General features: G+C 44.3%; 20 protein-coding genes. 12 read left to right on the top strand and 8 right to left on the bottom strand.

Annotation, left to right across the window (positions count from 1 at the left end; translation table 11 throughout):
* Window positions 1–90: 90 nt before the first annotated feature.
* Window positions 91–378 carry a stage VI sporulation protein F gene (locus tag NSQ68_RS15645; RefSeq protein ID WP_013310877.1) on the top strand — a complete coding sequence of 96 codons (288 nt, stop codon included), beginning with the start codon at window positions 91–93 and terminating at the stop codon, window positions 376–378.
* A 148-nt stretch (window positions 379–526) separates the two neighbouring features.
* On the opposite strand, the gene NSQ68_RS15640 is transcribed toward NSQ68_RS15645, so the two are convergent.
* Entirely contained in the window at window positions 527–1,795 is a 1,269-nt protein-coding gene (locus NSQ68_RS15640; RefSeq protein WP_342426469.1) for a DNA polymerase IV, read from the bottom strand.
* Window positions 1,796–2,012: 217 nt separating this feature from the next.
* Here NSQ68_RS15640 and NSQ68_RS15635 point away from each other — a divergent pair, with 217 nt between their 5' ends.
* Window positions 2,013–4,538: a transglycosylase domain-containing protein gene (locus tag NSQ68_RS15635; protein ID WP_342426468.1), complete on the top strand. Its 2,526-nt coding sequence runs from the start codon at window positions 2,013–2,015 to the stop codon at window positions 4,536–4,538.
* Between the two features lie 14 nt (window positions 4,539–4,552).
* Here the strand turns inward: NSQ68_RS15635 and NSQ68_RS15630 are convergent, their stop codons facing one another.
* The 3 genes from NSQ68_RS15630 to NSQ68_RS15620 all read right to left on the bottom strand — a co-directional run bounded on the left by NSQ68_RS15630 (window position 4,553) and on the right by NSQ68_RS15620 (window position 6,079).
* On the bottom strand, window positions 4,553–4,750 hold the full coding sequence (locus NSQ68_RS15630) for a Ger(x)C family spore germination C-terminal domain-containing protein (protein ID WP_342426467.1): 198 nt from the start codon (window positions 4,748–4,750) through the stop codon (window positions 4,553–4,555).
* Between the two features lie 239 nt (window positions 4,751–4,989).
* Window positions 4,990–5,529 (bottom strand): spore germination protein, encoded by a 540-nt coding sequence (locus tag NSQ68_RS15625; RefSeq protein WP_342426466.1) that lies wholly within the window; start codon window positions 5,527–5,529, stop codon window positions 4,990–4,992.
* Window positions 5,530–5,677: 148 nt separating this feature from the next.
* Entirely contained in the window at window positions 5,678–6,079 is a 402-nt protein-coding gene (locus NSQ68_RS15620) for a hypothetical protein (RefSeq protein WP_342426465.1), read from the bottom strand.
* Window positions 6,080–6,380: 301 nt separating this feature from the next.
* Between NSQ68_RS15620 and NSQ68_RS15615 the strand changes: the two genes are divergently transcribed.
* The gene (locus NSQ68_RS15615) at window positions 6,381–7,271 is read left to right on the top strand and encodes a DMT family transporter (RefSeq protein ID WP_342426464.1); all 891 of its coding nucleotides are present in this window, start codon (window positions 6,381–6,383) and stop codon (window positions 7,269–7,271) included.
* Window positions 7,272–7,731: 460 nt separating this feature from the next.
* Window positions 7,732–8,436 carry a YitT family protein gene (locus NSQ68_RS15610; RefSeq protein ID WP_029517217.1) on the top strand — a complete coding sequence of 235 codons (705 nt, stop codon included), beginning with the start codon at window positions 7,732–7,734 and terminating at the stop codon, window positions 8,434–8,436.
* A gap of 113 nt (window positions 8,437–8,549) precedes the next feature.
* On the opposite strand, the gene NSQ68_RS15605 is transcribed toward NSQ68_RS15610, so the two are convergent.
* Window positions 8,550–8,741 (bottom strand): hypothetical protein, encoded by a 192-nt coding sequence (locus NSQ68_RS15605; RefSeq protein ID WP_307346464.1) that lies wholly within the window; start codon window positions 8,739–8,741, stop codon window positions 8,550–8,552.
* A gap of 151 nt (window positions 8,742–8,892) precedes the next feature.
* On the opposite strand from NSQ68_RS15605, the gene NSQ68_RS15600 reads away from it, so the two are divergent.
* Window positions 8,893–9,696: a lipid II flippase Amj family protein gene (locus tag NSQ68_RS15600; RefSeq protein WP_342426463.1), complete on the top strand. Its 804-nt coding sequence runs from the start codon at window positions 8,893–8,895 to the stop codon at window positions 9,694–9,696.
* Between the two features lie 109 nt (window positions 9,697–9,805).
* Here NSQ68_RS15600 and msrA read toward each other — a convergent pair whose 3' ends face one another.
* Both msrA and NSQ68_RS15590 read right to left on the bottom strand, forming a co-directional pair.
* Window positions 9,806–10,777 (bottom strand): peptide-methionine (S)-S-oxide reductase MsrA, encoded by a 972-nt coding sequence (gene msrA, locus NSQ68_RS15595; RefSeq protein WP_342426462.1) that lies wholly within the window; start codon window positions 10,775–10,777, stop codon window positions 9,806–9,808.
* A 178-nt stretch (window positions 10,778–10,955) separates the two neighbouring features.
* On the bottom strand, window positions 10,956–11,573 hold the full coding sequence (locus NSQ68_RS15590) for a TVP38/TMEM64 family protein (RefSeq protein ID WP_342426461.1): 618 nt from the start codon (window positions 11,571–11,573) through the stop codon (window positions 10,956–10,958).
* Between the two features lie 350 nt (window positions 11,574–11,923).
* Here NSQ68_RS15590 and NSQ68_RS15585 point away from each other — a divergent pair, with 350 nt between their 5' ends.
* From NSQ68_RS15585 to NSQ68_RS15565, 5 genes are all read left to right on the top strand, one after another.
* Window positions 11,924–12,613 carry a TerC family protein gene (locus tag NSQ68_RS15585; protein ID WP_029517222.1) on the top strand — a complete coding sequence of 230 codons (690 nt, stop codon included), beginning with the start codon at window positions 11,924–11,926 and terminating at the stop codon, window positions 12,611–12,613.
* A 165-nt stretch (window positions 12,614–12,778) separates the two neighbouring features.
* Complete coding sequence (locus NSQ68_RS15580) at window positions 12,779–13,723, top strand: Gfo/Idh/MocA family oxidoreductase (protein ID WP_342426460.1); 945 nt, start codon at window positions 12,779–12,781, stop codon at window positions 13,721–13,723.
* Window positions 13,724–13,796: 73 nt separating this feature from the next.
* A complete protein-coding gene (locus tag NSQ68_RS15575; RefSeq protein WP_307346453.1) occupies window positions 13,797–14,117 on the top strand; it encodes a hypothetical protein in 321 nt (106 codons plus the stop codon).
* Between the two features lie 95 nt (window positions 14,118–14,212).
* On the top strand, window positions 14,213–14,491 hold the full coding sequence (locus NSQ68_RS15570; protein ID WP_029517224.1) for a hypothetical protein: 279 nt from the start codon (window positions 14,213–14,215) through the stop codon (window positions 14,489–14,491).
* A 320-nt stretch (window positions 14,492–14,811) separates the two neighbouring features.
* A complete protein-coding gene (locus NSQ68_RS15565) occupies window positions 14,812–16,296 on the top strand; it encodes an alpha-N-arabinofuranosidase (protein ID WP_342426459.1) in 1,485 nt (494 codons plus the stop codon).
* Window positions 16,297–16,380: 84 nt separating this feature from the next.
* On the opposite strand, the gene NSQ68_RS15560 is transcribed toward NSQ68_RS15565, so the two are convergent.
* Complete coding sequence (locus NSQ68_RS15560) at window positions 16,381–17,199, bottom strand: AraC family transcriptional regulator (RefSeq protein WP_307346446.1); 819 nt, start codon at window positions 17,197–17,199, stop codon at window positions 16,381–16,383.
* A 166-nt stretch (window positions 17,200–17,365) separates the two neighbouring features.
* On the opposite strand from NSQ68_RS15560, the gene NSQ68_RS15555 reads away from it, so the two are divergent.
* Both NSQ68_RS15555 and NSQ68_RS15550 read left to right on the top strand, forming a co-directional pair.
* Complete coding sequence (locus NSQ68_RS15555; protein ID WP_342426458.1) at window positions 17,366–17,557, top strand: hypothetical protein; 192 nt, start codon at window positions 17,366–17,368, stop codon at window positions 17,555–17,557.
* A 25-nt stretch (window positions 17,558–17,582) separates the two neighbouring features.
* The gene (locus NSQ68_RS15550) at window positions 17,583–17,999 is read left to right on the top strand and encodes a Gfo/Idh/MocA family oxidoreductase (RefSeq protein ID WP_342426457.1); all 417 of its coding nucleotides are present in this window, start codon (window positions 17,583–17,585) and stop codon (window positions 17,997–17,999) included.
* Window positions 18,000–18,012: the final 13 nt, after the last annotated feature.

The raw sequence follows: 18,012 nt of genomic DNA, 5'->3' as shown, positions 1-18,012 counted from the left end.
GTTTTAAACGTTTTAAACAGATAGGCACAATGGACAGGCTGGCCGTCATATATTTGGGAATGACCGAATGATATGGGAGGTGTGGCAACATTGAGCTATCAGCAATATGGAATCAGTCCGCAACTGGTGGAGCGGATTAAGTTGAAAATGAAGAATCGTGCGCTCAAGGAGCGGGTTAAGCAGCAGATTGAAGGTGTGACTAAAGCGGACCTGCAAAATAAAGCTAAGGTGCGCCATCTTGTGAAGTCCACTTCTGCTATTTTAAACGAGCGTTTGACGGCTGCGCAGGAGGAGCAATTGACTGCCTTCGTATTGGCACAAAAAATTGATCCGTCCAATACATTCCATCTAATCAAGCTGTGGGGAATGTTCCGTTGATTGCTATTTGAAGAGGTGCTTCAAAGCGCTCTCCATGTTTTTTTGTAGCACAGATAAAAAAAGGATTGCCTGATATTAGGCAATCCTTTTTGGTTTGCTTTAGTTCATTCCCCGGGCAATAGCTAGTGTGCGCTTATCATGAGACTTTTTATTTGTAATGACCGCCAATTTTGATAGACCGTTCCATGGCCTGCCCGGCATCTGTTAACGACGATGCTCGCATGATGATGGACTGACCATACCGATCCTTTAAAGTGTCCGTCACCTTTTCCAAAGCACGGGATCGCTCCTGATCCTCAAAAAAATCCAGCTGATACAGTTGATCATCCACTAATCCGCTTAAAGTAACCCCTGCGCGCTTCACGGGCATATGATTCCAAAAAGCATAAAAGATTTTTTTAACGGTTTCATATACCTTTTGAGTATGGTTTGTAGGATCGGGTATCTTCATTTGTCGGGAGAATCCGGTTGGTGCCTCGTAGGGACTGCATATACAATGAACAGTCACAACCGAGCCCATATATCCTTTGCGGCGGGCGTCCCGACACACCTCCTCTGTTAATTCAAGCAGGATGGTTTCCACTTCCGCAGGCTGGAGATAGTCGCGGGGAAGAGTCATCATATGACCGATGGATTTGGGAGGTGCATTAAATGTTTCTGGCTTGACTGGGCTGTGATCCATCCCGTTAGCAGTTCGCCATATCACCTCTGCCTGAATATCGGACTGCTTGCCGAAATGAGACCGGAATCTGTCCTGTAGCCGGGGTAAGGGAGTACGTGCGATATCTCCAATGGTGTGTAGTCCAAGCTTCTCCAAATGCCGTTCCATACGCGAACCAATGCCGAACATAAGACGTACTGGCTGAGGCCACAGCAACGCTGCAATATCGGAAGTAGGCAACAAGAAAATGCCACTGTCATTTTTTTTAGCCCATATATCTGTCGCAGTTTTAGCCAGCATTTTGTTGGAGCTGATGCCAATTCGAATCCATACTCCTGTTTGTGCCAGTACCTTTTGCTGAATTTCACTTGCAATACTCACCGGATCTCCGAACAGAGAGAGGCTTCCGCTCATATCCAGAAACTGTTCATCAATGCTGAAAACCTCAACCAAATCCGTATATTCATTATAGATTTCTGTTATTTTTAATGAGACATCGATATAATGCTGCATACGCGGGCGTACAATGATAAGGTCAGGACATTTTTTCACCGCTTCTCCCAGACGTTCTGCTGTAGATATACCGTATTTTTTGGCCAGCGGACATGCAGCTAAAATAATGCCTGAACGAAGTGCAGGGTCACCGGCCACAACGAGTGGCTTATGTTGGTATTTAGGATCATCTGCTTTTTCGATGCTGGTATAAAAACTTTGGCAGTCCGATAAGAATATGGTTCTATTTCTGCGTTCCTTCAAAAATTCGACCTCCTCTCCTGATAGGTGTTGATCATCCTACCAAAATATTCTTGAATGTATACTCTTATAGTAGTATTATATACAGAACAAGTGTTCCTAATACAAATGTATTTTTTGGAACGTTACAGTTTACGTAAAACCTAACATGGCGTATCATAATATCTTGAGCAAAAACAAGTTGGAAATGAATGAATATTGAGGGGAGAAAACCATTTTTATGAACCCAAAACGTCGACCATCATCTCAAAAACGCAGTAGGTGGCGTATTTTTGGCAGAGTTTTGCTAATTAATATCAAGTGGTTCTCGTTTGCGGGTGTACTTGGAGTGCTATTTGCTGGAGGTCTTATATCCGGTTATGTAGCGGCACTGGTTCATGATGAACCTGTACGATCACGTCAGTTGATATATGAAAAGGTAAATGAGAACGCTCTGACCAGCTTTGTATTTTTTAATGATCAGGTAACTCCGATTGGAAGAATGCGCATGGAGGAGGATCGACAGCTCGTTGATCTGAAGGATGTCCCTCAGTCGATTGTGGACGCCCTCATTTCAACGGAAGACAGCCAATTTTATGAGCATCGTGGTGTGGATTTAAAGGGAACAGCTCGTGCCGTTAAGCAGAAGCTTTTGAATGAAAACCGCCAAACAGGCGGCAGCACACTGACGCAGCAGGTAGCCCGAAGGGTTTTTCTCAGTCTGGATAAGACGGACAGCCGCAAGGTGAAGGAAATGCTGCTAGCACTGCGTATGGAGCGGTTTATGGGCAAGGATAAAATATTAACGGCTTACTTAAACAAAATGCCTTTTGGTAATGGTTCCGCTGGTTACAATTTATATGGAATCAAGTCTGCTTCGTTGGGGATTTTCAATGTAAGTGATCTACATAAGCTTCATATTGCTCAGGCGGCTTATTTGGCAGGTCTCCCGCAACTGCCATCTGTTTATTCCGCTTTTGATGGTAAAGGGAACTTTGATGAAGAAGGCTTCAATAAAGCGATGGAGCGTCAACGTGTCGTGTTGGGAAGAATGCTGGCAACAGGTAAACTTACGCTATCCGAATATAACGAGGCGCTTCAATTTGATGTGAAAGCCACTCTTGCGCCACATCGCGAAAAAAGTTATAACACATTCCCTTATTTGATGCTGGAGACAGAGCGGGAAGCCGCCCGATTGTTAGCGCTCCAGCAAAATCCGGATATCACGCCAGCCGAGATTTCCAAACCTGAGCATGCCGAGCTTCTTCAAAATACGCGGGAAGAGTTGCAAAGGTCCGGATATCGAATTTATACAACGATAAATAAGAAAATTTATAACAATATGCGGCAGATTGTAGCCAATCCACAAAACTTTTCTCCATACAGTAAGAAGAAGGGATTAGAGCAGATTGCAGCCATCATGATTGATCATAAGACAGGGGCCATACTTGGTATGATCGAGGGCAGAGATTTTAATACCGAGCAAATGAACTATGCAACTCAAATGACACGTCAGCCCGGTTCTGCCATGAAGCCTATTGCTGCTTATTTACCTGCTTTGGAAAAGGGCTACACTCAGCCAGCCGGTCTTATTGATGATTCACAAATCATATTGAAAGACGGACGTAAAGGTTATCATATTCCTAAAAATTATAACAGACGGTACGAGGGGCTTATGACAGCCCGTGAAGCACTCAATCGGTCTATCAACATCCCTGCGCTGAGGCTGTTCTTATATGAAGTTAAAATTCCCAACGCTTGGAATTTTGTGCGTTCTCTTGGAATTACGACGATTCAGCCACAGGATGAACATGCTCAGACAGGGGTTTTGGGTGGACTAAGTAAAGGGGTATCCGTCGAGGAACTGACCGCAGCATATGGAACGATTCCCAATATGGGTGTATATAATGCACCTCATCTGATCAGCAAAATTACGGATGCCAACGGGAAGATCGTATATGAATTTAAACCGCAGACGAAACGTGTATATTCGCAGCAAACCGCATTTTTGATGACGGATATGCTCAAAACGGTTATATCAGATCCGAGGGGAACTGGCAAACGCCTGCAAAATGCTTTTAAAAGCTACGGTGACATTGATATCGCCGGTAAAACTGGTACGACACAAAACTTTGGTGATGTGTGGTTTATGGGGTACACACCTGACGTTACACTAGGCGTCTGGGCTGGTTACCGCCAACAGGTTAATACATTATCTCAAGAAGGCCATTCCAGAGCACAGTCAGTGTGGGCACTGATCATGAATGATGCGGTCAAGGACCAGCCTGAGCTTTTTAAGAATAAGCACTTTATACAGCCGGAAGGTGTTGTAAGAGTTACGGTTTCTAGCCTTACAGGTAAGCTACCAGGGCGTTATTCCCGTCAATCGGGTCAACTCGTGACTGACTGGTTTAATCAAAAGTATGTACCTACCGAAGTTGGAAGAGAACAGCTTCCGCGTTCTGCTAGACCAGTGGTCCCGTCCAAACCAGATATCAAGGAAAAAGCAGTTCCAGAGGTTGAGGCCCCTGCAATAGATCAAGAGAAAATTCCACCAGAGGAAACGGATTCTGCTGTTCCTGACACAGACACAGAGGTAGATATGCCTGATGAGAACAATGATGTGCCATCAACAGATACTTCGCAACCTTCTGTTGAAAATGAACAGAGGACTCCTTCTGAATCGGAAAGCCAGAGTGAGACTCCAAAAAACCAATCTGACGAAGTTATTTATCCAGAAATAATATCTGATCAACCCAAAAATTAAACGACGGGAACGGTTTAGTTTAAAATGCCGTTCCCGACAATGTCTACAGTGACCTGCGGATGAAAACGGACATTGGGGTATTCTTCATTCCAATCTACACTTTTCCATATTGCTGAATGATGAGCGATCAACTGTCTGCCTACGCAAAAGGCATCACATCCATTTTCCTGATTGCTTTGAGGATCATCTACAGCCTCTAGCGTTTGCGACAACACGCCTTCAGGAGTGAGATCATAAACCGATGCATTTGCAATCGGGCATCCTTCAAATTGTCCTGATCCCAGCAGCCTGTTATAAACATGAGTAGAGCCAGCATTCCAAGCGCTCTGCTCTTTTTTTATGTTTCAGGTCCCTCCCTTTTTTTGAAGAGATAGGATAGAATCAGTAGCAGAAAAGGGAACACAATTGGGAAAAAATAAGCAGAATTATTGGATGTGGAACCCAATTGCAGTTATTTTTTGATGGTATGCGCCAGCTCTAATGGCAAAATAGCTGGATGAAAAGTAATCGTCGCAATGTAAATGGTAGGCAGCGTAAAAGCGATCAAAAAGCTCATCATTCGAATCGTTCTTAGAAATGAACTAATAATCCAGCGGCCGTGATAATCATCTGGGCTTTGGTAAAATGCAAAAAAATAGACGGGAGCTTTTAGAGTAGTTGGGCTACCTTCAGCCCAAATCGCAATCCGTCCCTCCGTAGATTGGCGGTCACACGATCCGGTCTTTCCGTGCTGAGCTATTGAGGGAAGAGAATAAGGATTGTCCTCCTTAAATTCTTGAATAAAACCGGGAGGGAGCACCATATCGGAGGAGATCGTTTTAATTCTCGTTTTCACTGCTTTCACCAGCTCAGGATTAGCCAAGTCTTGAACATAGACAATAGCGATTTTGGTTCGGGTTTTAGATCCCACATAAAAGTAGCGTACAACCAGTGACGGGGTGACAATTTGTTTGCGAATCAGATTCAGATTGATAGATAACTGCTCAAACATTTCTGCTTAATTCAACGGAAGCTGCGTCATGTCCAGCCAAGAGAACACCTCCTTTTGGATGAGATAGGCATAATGTGTGCCATATGGACTGAGTTTATCCATGATCTGGTGACTTATCCATTCTTGAATCACCAGATTACAAGGGGGCTTAATCTTGCGTCGGATCAATTCCTAGATAGTGTCCCAGTTTCCGCCGGACCTCGCTGCGAGCAAAGGATGAAAGCATGAAAAATCGCCTTTGATAGCCACGGCATACATACAAAACCTCTACGCCTTCATGATTTCGGATTTCGCTGTAAATTTTAATTCCTAGTGTTTTCATTCGCGCTTTTGTCTCTGCTAATTGAACAGCTACGCGCTGTTGTACTCCAGTCAGGCTACGAACATACAAATCGGGCATTTTTAGAGGAGAGGTATTTATAATACGAATGTCTCGTTCCAGCACATCCAGAACAAGAGTTAGAAGTACACAGATCTTGACCAGCCCTGCGTCTTCTTCAGAGGGTAAAGGAGCTTTATTCTTGTGGTTCAGTATCTTTTGACTTGGCATAAAAATCTCCTTTACTCCGAGTAAGAATACAATATATAATCAGTATATAGAACGTATGTTCTATATATACCTCATCATAGGGATTTTTCCATGGCTAAAGCAATCATCAATTATTGGAAAAGTGATGGGGAGCGATACCCATGTGCCATTATGTAAAGAATCTTACGTTTATCGCCAATGACAGTCAAACAGAGTTTATGTTAAGCTAATGGATAAAAAATTACATAAAAGGGGAGATCGTTCTGACTGAGGTCAGCCTTTACTATTTAACTTAAGAAAGTGGAGAAAGAAGGTATACATATTGTCACGTTCGTTATATGCAGCTTTATTACTGCTGAGCCTCATTTGGGGCGGTTCGTTTATGTTTATCAAGGTGTTGTTGCTACATCAGGTAGGGCCGTGGACTATTGTATTTCTCAGATCCAGCTTTGGACTTATTTTTATTGTCTTATTAATGTTACTTATGCGCAGGCCGTTTAAAATCAAAAGCATTCCGTGGAAATCGGTTACTCTGGTAGCTTCGGTCAACATGGTCTTGCCATGGACATTGATTGGTTTTAGCGAGACCAGAATAGCTAGCAGCATGGCTTCTGTATTGAATGCCACCACGCCAATATGGACCATGTTGGTGGGGCTTGTTTTTTTCGGGGCTATTTTTCATCGAATGCAGTGGTTAGGAATGGGTCTCGCTTTTGTAGGAATTATTATTTTATTGGGTATTAATCCTGCATCTATTATTTCTGTTGATCCTGTGGGTTTTGGGTGTATGCTGCTTGCGACTCTTTGCTACGGATTTGGAACACAGCTCTCCAAACGTTTTCTCTCCAATCTTTCCATGTATCAGGCTACCTTTGCGACACTGCTTGGTGCGGCGGTAGGGGGTGGCATTATGATGGCAATTGTGGAGAGACCTGATTTGTCGATTGTTTCTGATTCAGGTGTATTGGGCTCTCTTATAGGACTGGGAGTTTTGGGATCAGGAGTAGCATATATTTTGTTCAACTACATGATTTTGCGGGGGAGTGCGGAATTTGCTTCTTCGGTGACGTATTTTGTACCAGTAAGTGCCATTGTATGGGGCTTTTTGCTCTTGAATGAACATATCGGCTGGAACGTTCTAACCGGGCTGGTCCTTATACTTGGAGGAGTGTTTATGGCCAATCAGCCTAGAACCGCCAAATTAAGTGGATAATAATCTAAACAAAAATAAAATACGCTTTGGACTATATTTAATGTACATTCGCCAAACCTTCGGTATAATGCGTTAATTCACACATACAATAAAGCATGCTCACACATAAAATAAAATATGGTGCAGCAAAAAAGCAAGCTGTTTAGCAGGTGACAAGGTGTGGTATAATAAATTATAGAATTATATGTACCACAGAAATGTCGGAGTTTTATTCCACAAAAGAAAGGATCAGGATACCATGTGTCCCCGAAGGATACTTCCCCAAAGGACGATTTGGAAACGATTTGATCTGTCTTATACTTAGCTTTTCCGCGGAGTAACGTCAAGTTGCGAAAGCCAACTCTGCGGAAGAGGGGATTGTACATGCGAAGGACCAAGTCCTCCAGGCACATCTTACCTGGTAGTTTCCGTAAGAGTGGGTTCATCCACATCAAACTTACGAGAAACCGAGGGAGCCTGTATGAGGAAAACTTACGAATCTATCGTGAACAATGGAGCATTGAGACAGATTGCTGTCATGTTGCTCGGAACATGCATTTTAGCTTTTACGTACTATCACATTAATGCTCAAAATCATTTGTCAGAAGGCGGATTTGCAGGCTTGGCCCTGCTGGGACATTACGCGTTTGGCATATCTCCAGCATGGAGTATGTTGCTGCTTGATATTCCCGTCATATTGCTGGCATGGGTACTGAAGGGCAAAAGATTTATGCTGCTTGCGTTAATCGGAGCTGTCGCTTTTTCACTGTTTTATGCAGGATTTGAGAAGTATTCGACTCTGGTTATAGATCTACATGGAAATCTGCTGATAGCTGCTCTACTTTGTGGGGTGCTTACAGGTTTGGGAGCCGGAATCGTACTGCGATTCGGTGGAGCAACCGGGGGCGATGATATCTTATCTCTGCTGATCAGTGAGTGGCGCGGGTGGAAAATCGGCAACGTGTTTATTGTCAGTGACATCATCGTACTGGGATTATCACTATTGTATCTGCCTATGAAGGAAACAATGTTTACAATACTGGCTGTGTGGCTTGCCGGAAAAATAATTACATGGACGACCACGTTCCAACTGCACCGACCTGTGAAAAAGGTACTGCCAGCGGCTATTCCCGCTAAAAAGGTAGTTGCCAAAACAGTGCCGGTCGTCCACAGCCTTCGTCAATAAGGAAAGGGTGCTACGTTAGGAGAGAAATCTTCTTACGTAACACCCTTTCGCTGTATTCAGCTTCTATCAGGAAGGTTTTAAAGTAGACTGAATGCGTCCGGTTTGTATTTTTTCTACTGTTTCTCATCTTGCTCGACTGGATGATTATCGTTCCATTCCTCGGCTTGGGAAGTGGCAATCGCAATCGAGCGCCCTTCTTCATAGCCGTCACGGAGTAGAGCGTTAGCAATATCAACGGCTTTTTCTCGCACACGAGGTTCCAGGTTTTTCATGGATGGAGGGTAATCATGTTTGTTCCAAGGCATAGTTGCACACTCCTTATAGCAGATGATGTATTATGTATTACCCGTTGTAGGATTAAACAAACGGAAATCAAAGAAATGAATATATTGTAAAATGTATCTTGAGAAAAAGCGTATAATGGTGTGCAGAATACCAGAAAAAGGAGTGAAGCATTTGCTTGCCTGGGGTTTTGTTTTTTTGCTGACTATCATCATTCATACTACAGATAGCTTGTCCTATGCTCTCCGGCTTGGTGGTTTGCGAGCGCGTCGGATTGGATTAGCGTTAACCGTTGCGGGAATGCTGCTGTTGGTTTCACGCACCTCTAACATGGCGCAGGGGCCTTTACTCGGAGGGATGGTCGATCAGGCTAAAGCTGCAGCACAAGTAGGCGGAACGGATATTAGACTGGAACTATATATGCATGGGGTACTGCTGGCAGCAACCGTTGGAACCATACTTGCTATATTACTGTATCCAACAGTGGTACGCATGTCAGCCAGATGGATTGTGCATTTGGAGCATACTGGATCTATTCCGGCTTTGGTGCGTCATTTAATGCTGCGAAGTCGCTGGAAACATGCAGGCTACTACATAAAACGTCCTACCTGGTCTATGCTTACTTCACTGATTAGCGGAACGATACCCAAACGTCTAATTATTCTGAATATAGCCGTTACTGCGATTTATACAACCGGAGTAGTATCTGCTTTATATGCATCATTCCTGTGGCCTGCTCAAGGTACAGCAATGTCAATGTCGTCAGGTCTAATCAATGGCGTTGCAACGGTATTATTGACCTTGTTAATTGATCCAAGATTGGCGGTTCTGTCGGAGAAAACGCTACGAGGGGAGCTACCCTTAACTCGGATGAACAGTATGTACGGCTGGATGATCATCTCGCGTTTGGCAGGTACTTTATTAGCTCAGCTATTGCTAGTACCGCTAGCAATTTGGCTTGGATGGGTAATGAGTTAATTGTTAGCTTTCTTAATGATGTGCTGCTGCCATATCCCAAAAAAAGGGCTGACCCGTGATCATCTATTAAAGATAGATCGCGGGTCAGCTCCAATGATTTTATGGTTACTTACTGTTCAAATAATGACTTATATGCTCCGTATCCTTCACGTTCCAAGTCTTCTTGAGGCACGAAGCGGAGCGCGGCGGAATTGATGCAATAACGCAAACCATCTGGACCTGGACCATCATCGAATACATGCCCTAAATGGGAGTCAGCTTCGCGACTTCGCACCTCGGTACGGATCATAAAATGGCTGAGATCGGTTTTTTCTTTGACATTATAGCTGCGCAGCGGACGGGTAAAGCTGGGCCAACCGCAACCTGCATCATATTTGTCCAATGAACTGAACAAGGGCTCTCCTGATACGATATCTACGTAAATGCCTTCACCCTCATGATCCCAAAACTCATTTTGAAAAGGGCGCTCGGTCGCATTTTTTTGTGTTACTTCGTATTGAATAGGCGTCAGCCGATCTTTAAGATCGGATTTATCAATCTTGCCAGACCAATTTTGTTCGATAAAATCTTCACGACCGGAACCTTTGCGGTAGCGTTTGTAATGAGCGGGGTTCTTCTTATGGTAGTCCTGATGATATTCTTCTGCTTCATAAAAAGTGGTCGCAGGCAGGATCGGTGTAGCAATGGGCTTGTCGAAGCGGCCACTTTGAGCCAAAGCTTCTTTAGAAGCTTCTGCCTTGATTCGCTGCTCTTCATTATGATAGAAAATAACCGTTTGGTAAGATGAACCTCTATCGTGAAACTGTCCACCTTCATCCGTCGGATCAATCTGCTGCCAGAATAGCTCCAACAGTTTTTCATACGGGAAAACTTGTGGATCGAATGTAATCTGTACGGCCTCCACATGCCCCGTTGTTTCAGAGCATACCTCTTCATAGGTAGGGTTTTCGGTATGTCCCCCTGTGTATCCAGATCTAACCTTCAAAATACCGGGTAATTCCTCAAAAGGGGAAACCATGCACCAGAAGCAGCCACCTGCAAAAGTTGCTTTTTCTACCGTGTGTGGATTGTTGGTGCTCATATTTGTCACTCCAATCTGAGAATGTTTAATTAGTTGTTATTTAAATAGCTTACAATTAAATTATATACGAGATTTTTGCAAAATCCAACGAATCGTCAGAAACCAAACGGCAGCGTAACTGGCTCTGTCCTCAAAATTGCAATGAAACATCCTACAGAAACGGTAGCAAACTGTCGCATTAAATTCTATTGGTGCGTTGAAGCCTTTTTCGGTAGAGCATAAAGCCGCCGCCCACCAGTGCAGTATATAGCACCAAAATGAGCAAACCAGTGATTGGGTGTTCTGCAAAGGTGCCGCCAGCATAAGCATACACTGCAATTGCGGGAAGCTTGCCAATAGCTGTACCTAGGATAAAGCTCCAGAACGGAAACTCCGCTACTCCAGCGTATACATTTACCGCTGCCTGGGGGATGACCGGAATCAGGCGAGCCAGCAGAACAGCAGCAAAAGGCTCCCTCTCCATGACCCGATTGAAGCGCTCCAATGCGGGAACCTGCTTCAAATAGGCTCGTCCTTTGTCACGGAACAGGGTACGTACTGCAATGAAAACGACCAGTGCAGCCATGGTAGTGCCTAGCCAGCAGATCAGAGCACCTTGCCAAGGGCCTGCGGCATAAGCAATAGAAGCGATAATCAGCTTGTAAGGCACAAATGGAATTAACGCGAATAAAAATGCCAGCAGTAGCAGAACTGGAAAGGGGGTCTGCTTGTCCGCCCAGGCGAGCCAATCATATCTGTAGATAAACGCGATGCAAAGCAGCGAAACATAAGCCGCGGCGAGTAGCCATTTTTTCATTTACATACCTCTTTCAATATCCCTGTTCGGCTTATCGCTTATACAGAAAAAAATAGGGTTCACATTCCTAATAATGTGTGCTATACTGCCACTAATAGAATAGTTCCCAAAGGGGAGTAGCTCAACGAGTAAAGTCGTCATTACGGGATTTTTAATCCCCGGCTTTATTGGCAACGTAATGTTGTAAGCGAGACCTTTGCCAGGATTTTAGGAATCCGGGTAAATGGTCTTTTTTTGATGCCAAATTTGGGTCAGCGCCGTTTCCGGATTCCGTGAAATGGCGCTTTTTTTGTATAAAGCGCTGAACTATGTACAGTATAACAAATAAACAAAGAAGGTGGGAGAAACGTATGGATTTGTTGTCAATTGAGTTTTTAACCGCATTAGTATCCATCATTATCATTGATCTGGTGCTAGCTGGTGACAATGCGATCGTAATCGGTTTGGCGGCTCGCAATGTTGATAAGGCCAATCAAAAGAAGGTCATTATTTGGGGGACGGTCGGAGCGGTCATCATTCGTGTGATTGCTACAGTGCTGGTCACGTATTTATTGCAAATTTATGGATTACGTTTGATTGGGGGGCTCGCACTTATCTATATCGCCTATAAGCTACTGGTCGAAGAGAAGAAGCATGAAATTTCAGCCACGAATCAAATGTGGGCAGCGATCCGCACCATTATTATCGCGGATACGATGATGGGCCTCGACAATGTACTTGCTGTAGCGGGCGCAGCTCATGGAAATATGCTACTCGTTATTTTGGGTCTTGCAATCTCTGTTCCAATCATGGTGTGGGGAAGTACGATTATCTTGAAGCTGACTGAACGTTACCCAGTAGTTATTACGATTGGGGCTGCTGTACTTGCTTATACTGCTGCCAAAATGGTGGTGGCGGAACCGCTGATTGCACACTGGTTTATGAACGGGGTCGTTAAATACGGCTTTGAGGTTCTAGTTGTGGTTCTGGTTGTAGCCATTGGGATGCGTGTTAAAAAAATCAAAAGTGAAAAAACAAGAAAGCAAGTGCAGCACGCCTAAGCTAACTTACATTGAGGTAAACTTAGCTGAAGCTGAAAGTTCATGCCATAGAGGCTGTTCCGTTATTGTCCAACTGGACCCGGAGCAGTCTCTTTTCTTTGCTTGTCAGCAGACTTCCATGTAAACTAGACAACAGATGAATGAGTGATTAGAGGTGGGAATGATATGAACAAGCAAACGAAGACAAGAGTAGCCATTGCGGGACTGGGTGGTATTGCTCGTAAAGTATACTTGCCGTTACTGGCTGCACACCAAGGAGTAGACATTGTAGGTGTCATGAACCGTTCACAGGAGCCAGTAAGTTCCGTTATGGAGCAATATAGGCTGCCAAGAGGAACGACAGATGTGAAGGAGATGCTGGCATGGGAACCGGAAGCTGTATTTATACATGCCGCGACCGAAGCTCATTTTGATCTGGTTATGGCGTGTATTGAAAAAGGGATTGCCGTGTATGTGGATAAACCGTTGTCCTATGATGTTCGTCAGAATCTGGAAATGACCGCTTTTGCGGAAGCACAGGCCGTGCTGCTGGCGGTGGGATTTAATCGGCGTTTTGCCCCACATTACGTTGCTGCTAAGGCGTGGTTAGATGAAGCGGGTGGATTCAGTCAATGTGCGGTTATTAAACATCGTACTGGATATGATCGAAGACCGGCGGCACAGACGGTTTATGATGATTTAATTCACATGCTTGACTTGCTATTGTGGCTGGGTGGCGATGATTATGAACTGCTGCATAGTAGTCTGAATACGACGAGTGAAGGATATATGGATGCTGCGTTCGGGACTGTACGTTTGGGAAATGCCACCGGAAGCTACAGTATGAGTAGACAGGCAGGAGCTGACATAGAAAAACTGGAGCTTCACGGGGCAGGACGGTCTGTTGAAGTAACAAATATGGAACAGGCTGTTTTTATGCAAAAAAATCATTCACCATTAACGCAAGCTTTTGGAAGCTGGGATACGATTTTGGAAAGACGGGGATTCACCGGAGTCGTAAATCATTTTCTGGAGCATATTCATCGTCCGGAGGAGTGTGCTGTACGAGCTGGAAAAGTATTGGAAAGCCATATGCTGGCTGACGAACTGATCAACCGTTTGAGTGATTAATATGGAACGTCCGAATTATGATCTTAACAATCCCGACAGACATCAAGAATTAGGTTGAAGGAGAAATGAATGAATGGAAGAAGATAATCGTGGTAAACAGCTAGAAGAAGCCATCATCGAAAATTATAAGCAAGAAGAAGATATGATGATTCTTGTATTTGCGCAATGGTGTATCAATCACGGATTGGAGCCAGAGGAATTATATCGTGTGGCGTATCCGCATCAGGATAGCAACGAGCGTCTGCTACGAGTACGCAAGTTGACTGTATCGCGTGAAGAAGCGGGTGATATTCCGCTGGATACAGTATTAGGGGTACTATCCATGTTCGGAAATGAGGACTTGGCGATGGTCGTATCCGAGGCGGCTGCCGGCCTTCCGTCGGAACGGAAATAGGGCTAGCCAGAATAAAGGATATACTGTTATCATTTATGGCATCATGGACTCACTGTATTTACTTAAGACATTGTTGATGGGGAGGTAAGCTGACGATGGAAGATATACCTGTGCCAAGCACCTGTAAAGGTTGTGAAAGAGATATCTCGATATCGGAAGAGCAAATTACCAGAATTCTAACCAACATGAGACCCAAAATGGAATGTGTAAACGATGAAGTGTACGAAGCTAGACTGTTGGCCTGCTCACAATGTGAAGAGTTAATGTCCGGGCATACATGTGGCATCAGCGGAAGTATTGTTCGTGTACGTGCTTTAGCGGCAGCTCAAAATTGTCCCAGTTACCACGGTTCACGCTGGATAGGAACAGCCTAAAAGATACAACGCTCAGGCTCGGCTGAACCTGAATTACGGGTTAAAGTAGTCATACCTTGGTCTGCCTTAATGGCAGGCTTTTTGGTTTGATTGGATCTTTTTCTTAAAGATTGACAAAAAGTAGACAATAAAATATATTAAACACGTGAAATGTTTTTATTTAATTATTAATAATTATATTAATGTTAGCTAGATGTGATGATGCGTAAAAATTAAAATCGAAAGAAGCTCGGTGGTATGAGTGATATTTACACCAAAATGAAAGCGTAAACATTTATGCGAATGTTCCAACAATCTTAATATTTTGGGGAGGGTTTGTTGTGAAGGGTTCTATTGTTGTTAATACCGATTGGAAACAAGGCATTATTAATAAAAATATTTATGGACAATTTGCTGAACATCTTGGACGTTGCATTTATGAAGGCATATGGGTTGGAGAGGATTCTCCGATTCCGAACACAGGCGGAATTCGTAATGATGTGGTGGAAGCGCTGAAAAAGCTGAGTATTCCTGTGCTGCGCTGGCCGGGAGGCTGTTTTGCCGATGAATATCATTGGAAAGATGGTATCGGACCCAAAGGAAATCGTAAGAGAATGGTAAATACGCATTGGGGCGGTGTGGTTGAAAATAATCATTTTGGCACACATGAGTTTTTTCAATTGTGCGAGCTGTTAGATGCAGAGCCTTATATTTGTGGAAATGTCGGCAGTGGTACAGTTCAGGAAATGTCGGAATGGGTAGAGTACATGACCTTCGATGGAGAGTCCCCAATGGCTGCATGGCGTCAGGAAAACGGTCGTGAGAAACCATGGAAGCTCAAATATTTTGGAGTGGGTAACGAAAACTGGGGTTGTGGCGGTAACATGCGCCCAGAATATTATGCCGACCTGTATCGCCGCTATCAGACATATGTCCGTAACTATGGCGAGAACCGCATTTATCGGATTGCAGGTGGGGCGAATGTGGAAGATTATCGTTGGACCGAAGTGTTGATGCGTGAAGCTGGGCATCTTATGGACGGTTTGAGCCTGCATAACTATACGATCCCGGGAAACTGGGAAGGGAAACGGCAAGCACTCGGCTTTGATGAAGCGGAATGGTTCGAGACGATGAAAAAATCATTGCACATGGATGAATTGATTACTCGTCATTCTGCTATTATGGACCAATATGATCCTGACAAAAGGGTCGGACTGATCGTCGATGAATGGGGGACCTGGTTCCTGACTGAACCAGGGACCAATCCGGGCTTCCTGTATCAGCAAAATACGATGCGCGATGCGCTGGTAGCTGGGCTGCATCTACACATTTTCCATAATCACCATGACCGAGTACAGATGACGAATATTGCTCAAATGGTCAATGTTTTACAAGCAATGGTTCTGACCGAAGGTCCTGCTATGCTGTTGACGCCGACATACCATATATTTGAAATGTTTAAGGTGCATCAGGATGCGCAAGCACTGGCTGTTCATGTAAAGGTAGGCGATTATGAATATGACGGGGATTCCATCCCACAAGTAAGCGTGTCCGCCTCCAAGGCGCAGGATGGTAATATTCATATCAGCTTTTGTAACGTCCATCCGGGCGAGTCGGCAAACTTGGATTTGGAGCTAAGAGGACTGGAAGAGGTTAAAAAGATCAGTGGTGTTGTCCTTGTCAGCGACGAGATGCAGGCACATAATACGTTCGACCAGCCAGAGCGTGTGAAAAAGGAAGCTTTCACATCCTATCAACTACAAGGTCAGCATTTGGATGTTACACTGCCACCAATGTCGGTAGTGATGCTGACAATTGCTCCATAAAAAAGCTGGGTCGTGGTATGTAAGCAGTATCCACTATTATTGGTTATGAACAAAGAGAGCGTTCAGGTGAACGCTCTCTTTTACCTACAATTGCTCGCGGTGAATCACCCTGAATTCTTTGGGCGACATACCGAAGCGGGAACGAAATACACGGTGAAAATACGTGTAATTTGCAAATCCTGACGATTCGGCGGCTTGTTCCAGTGACATGGGACTGAAAATGATTCGTTCTCTCGCCATGTTAAGCCTGATGTCCAGCGTGTACTGCATAATGCTCGTATCGAATGTTTCCTTAAACAGATGTACTGCTCGGGATACGCTGATACCGACGTGTGAAGACACGTCATCCAGCTTGAAGTTAGAGGATGCATTTTCTTCAATATAATTTTTAATCTGATACGCAAGATAGTTATGATGGGTAGCGATAGGATGATCGGATAGCATACGGTCAAACTCCAAACATAAAATGCGCATGTAATAACTTGATATTTCCGGGTAAGGATTAGAAATACGTCGCTGCTCCATCACAAGCTGACGAAATAGGCCAAGCAGGGCTTCTGTGAGCTGAACCTTAATTCTGTTGGGTCGTTTATGATGGTTCCACCACTCATCTACCCAGGAACCACCGAAAAAAATGTGATAATCTCCACTTTCCACGATCAGCTCTCCCATGGGATTCAACTCACTATGAATATCCAGTTCATAAGGCTCGGTAGGATTGAATAACAGTAGGTCACCTGCCTCAATCCGTGTCATTTCCCCGTTAATGCGGGCTTGGCAACGTCCATCTGTTTGCAAACGGAATAAATAATTTTTGATCCCATCAGGCTGGTTCGAATAAAAGGGCTTTCGATGGAAGGAATAGCCTGCGGTAAGAACCTGGCAAGGCTCGACGATAGACATGATGATGACTCCTTTGGGCATATGGCTGTTTCAAATATTGACCAGATTGTTCATGTTTTAATCATATTATTCATTTTAAACGAAACAGAAATAGAATACTATGTGAACTGTAAAGCTTACATGTTAGATGAGAAAGTACATGTTGGAGGCCAAGGAGTGTGACGACGTGGAACGAATGAAGGCCGGGATTATCGGATGCGGTATTATTAGCTCGGTATATCTTGAAAATCTCCAAAAGAGCCCACTTATTGAAGTGGTAGCCGTCGCTGATTTACTGGATGAGAGAGGGCAAAGGAGAGGGCCGATGAATTCAACATTGAAAACGTATACAAAGCGGATGAATTACTCGTCAGCCTGAGATTGAGCTTGTATTTAATCTGACCGTGCCTGGCAGCCATGCACTGACAGATATGTCGATACTAGAGGCAGGCAAGCATGTGTACAGTGAGAAGCCTTTGGCGGTTTCTTTGGAGGACGACAAACGCGTTCTGGATTTAGCCAAAGCAAAAAATCTGCGTGTCGGCTGCGCTCCTGAGACTTTTCTTGGAGCGGGTATTCAGACTGCACGCCATGCCATACAGACTGGAATGATTGGTCAGCCAGTAGCCGCAGGCGAGATGGTGAGAGCCATTCGCAGTGAAAAGAACCATCGTGCCAATGCTGAGCTGGCCTACCCTGTGTTAGAAGCCACGCATGCTTTTCAGCGCTTATCATTGGAAGGCAATCACATTACGCTGGTAAGTACGTTCAAGCCGGACGAGGAATTGTATTATGGAACAGATATAATGGTTCCTAATTAAAGAGGTGAAGGGT

The organism is Paenibacillus sp. FSL L8-0158 (genome assembly GCF_038592965.1).
Classification (GTDB): Bacteria; Bacillota; Bacilli; order Paenibacillales; family Paenibacillaceae; genus Paenibacillus; species Paenibacillus polymyxa_D.
The sequence above is the reverse complement of the archived record's forward strand: the minus strand, read 5'-3'. Positions and strand labels throughout refer to the sequence as shown.

Coding starts and splice junctions, on each gene's coding strand:
- msrA (WP_342426462.1), bottom strand. CDS start 10,777: ATGAGCACCAACAATCCACACACGGTAGAAAAAGCAACTTTTGCAGGT.
- NSQ68_RS15560 (WP_307346446.1), bottom strand. CDS start 17,199: ATGTCTATCGTCGAGCCTTGCCAGGTTCTTACCGCAGGCTATTCCTTC.
- NSQ68_RS15590 (WP_342426461.1), bottom strand. CDS start 11,573: ATGAAAAAATGGCTACTCGCCGCGGCTTATGTTTCGCTGCTTTGCATC.
- NSQ68_RS15605 (WP_307346464.1), bottom strand. CDS start 8,741: ATGCCTTGGAACAAACATGATTACCCTCCATCCATGAAAAACCTGGAA.
- NSQ68_RS15575 (WP_307346453.1), top strand. CDS start 13,797: ATGGAAGAAGATAATCGTGGTAAACAGCTAGAAGAAGCCATCATCGAA.
- NSQ68_RS15610 (WP_029517217.1), top strand. CDS start 7,732: ATGAGGAAAACTTACGAATCTATCGTGAACAATGGAGCATTGAGACAG.
- NSQ68_RS15570 (WP_029517224.1), top strand. CDS start 14,213: ATGGAAGATATACCTGTGCCAAGCACCTGTAAAGGTTGTGAAAGAGAT.
- NSQ68_RS15585 (WP_029517222.1), top strand. CDS start 11,924: ATGGATTTGTTGTCAATTGAGTTTTTAACCGCATTAGTATCCATCATT.
- NSQ68_RS15625 (WP_342426466.1), bottom strand. CDS start 5,529: ATGTTTGAGCAGTTATCTATCAATCTGAATCTGATTCGCAAACAAATT.
- NSQ68_RS15635 (WP_342426468.1), top strand. CDS start 2,013: ATGAACCCAAAACGTCGACCATCATCTCAAAAACGCAGTAGGTGGCGT.
- NSQ68_RS15620 (WP_342426465.1), bottom strand. CDS start 6,079: ATGCCAAGTCAAAAGATACTGAACCACAAGAATAAAGCTCCTTTACCC.
- NSQ68_RS15580 (WP_342426460.1), top strand. CDS start 12,779: ATGAACAAGCAAACGAAGACAAGAGTAGCCATTGCGGGACTGGGTGGT.